The organism is Thioalkalivibrio sp. ALMg13-2 (genome assembly GCF_000381185.1).
GTDB classification, from domain to species: Bacteria; Pseudomonadota; Gammaproteobacteria; order Ectothiorhodospirales; family Ectothiorhodospiraceae; genus Thioalkalivibrio; species Thioalkalivibrio versutus.
The window spans coordinates 1-1,466 of record NZ_KB906162.1 but is presented as its reverse complement, the minus strand read 5'-3'; the positions used below and the strand labels follow the sequence as shown (position 1 = coordinate 1,466).

The 1,466-nt window shown below is 63.2% G+C and carries 2 protein-coding genes; both read right to left on the bottom strand.

The genetic code is table 11. The annotated features are described in order from the left end of the window. Positions 1–88: 88 nt before the first annotated feature. On the bottom strand, positions 89–373 hold the full coding sequence (locus tag F618_RS0114630; protein WP_019569019.1) for a hypothetical protein: 285 nt from the start codon (positions 371–373) through the stop codon (positions 89–91). Next, on the bottom strand, positions 370–1,311 hold the full coding sequence (locus tag F618_RS0114625; RefSeq protein WP_019569018.1) for an ArdC family protein: 942 nt from the start codon (positions 1,309–1,311) through the stop codon (positions 370–372). The genes F618_RS0114630 and F618_RS0114625 overlap by 4 nt, the downstream gene beginning before the upstream one ends. Positions 1,312–1,466: the final 155 nt, after the last annotated feature.

The window sequence follows — 1,466 nt, the reverse complement described above, 5'->3', positions numbered from 1 at the left end:
TTCAGGGGCCTGATACGCTCAGGCGGGCGGTAAAGCCGTCATTCCCCAGGATCGCGCGCGACCCTCGGGAATGACGGCCCGAAGGCCGTCAGGATTGAGGGTGGATTTCGAGCCTCACCCAACGGGCGAGACGCTCGGCCCCGCCGGAGATCCAGTGGTCGATCTCCGTTCCGGAACGCATGTCGAACGCCAGTACGCGCAGCGCAGCGACCTGAAGGTCCGGATCGATTACCCGGAGTCGGGTAAGGTCGAACGGAAATTCCTGGCCGTTGAAGAGACCGAGCAGGAACAGACGGACGTGCCGTCCCTGTCCCGTCGGTGACTCCGCCGCGTCGGCGAGCTGGTTCAGGGCTTCCAGGGTGGCGGGATTCATACCGCCTCCTCGGACTGAACCTCGGCCTCCGGCCGCAGGTGCTCAGCGGCTTTCCGAGCTTGGCTTGCCGCCCGAAAAATGGCCCGCTTGTCCTCCTTGAGTTTCCTGACCCAGGAGCCGATGTAGCCTTCGTGGCGAAGATCCCCCTGGATGCCGATCTCGGCACACAGGAAGGCGGCACCCAACTCGGCGACCAGCTCCTCGAACGCATAACGCTCGGATCCGAAGTGATCAAACTCCACGATGCCTTCGCGCGCGAGTCGGGACTCATGTCCCGTCCAGTGCGTGAGTTCGTGGAGCGCCGTGGCGTAATAACCGGCCTCTTCCCGAAACGACGCCTTCGGGGGCAACTGGATGTAATCCGGACCGGGCGCATAGAACGCCCGGTCGCCCCCGTGTCGGATCAGAGCCCCGGAGGACTCCAACACCGATTCCGCGGCCTCGATGGGCGTGAAGCTCGGTTCCGGGGCGTCCCCGGTGGGACCCACGCGATACCGGTCCTCCAGATCATCGATCTGGTCCACGTTGAAGAGCTTGAAGGCCCGAAGGATGGGCACGGTTTTCATTACCGGCTCGCCCTTCTCGTCCGTCACCGGCTTGCCATCGCGGTCGGTCTTCTGCCGCTGGATCGGCTTGAAGAACACGGCCAGCGTGCTCTTCTCGCCCTTGCGCACCGATCCGCCGGCATCCTTCGCCTGCTTGAAGGTCATCCACCGACTGGTGGAATACCCGTGTGCCACCTCCCGCATCCACAGGAGCATGACGTTGACCCCGTGATAGGGGCGATTGGTCGCGGCATTGACGGGCATTCCGCTCGCCAGCGCCGCCTTGTCGCCATCCCAGGGTTTGACCCAGGGCACGACACCGTTTTCCAGGGCCGTAACGATCTGATCGGTCACTTCCTGGTACAGGTCCTTGGAGGCTTCTTTCTTGGACATGGTCTGTCTCCTGCGCATGAAAATGGGGACAGACCGATCCCCGTGGGATCCGACTGCCCCACGGGGGTTGAAATGGTATGTTGACCGTTCGTACCCGAGCAGCGAGGCGCCGGTGATGAAGGTCATTGAAGGTCAACGTTCCACCCTGGAACAGG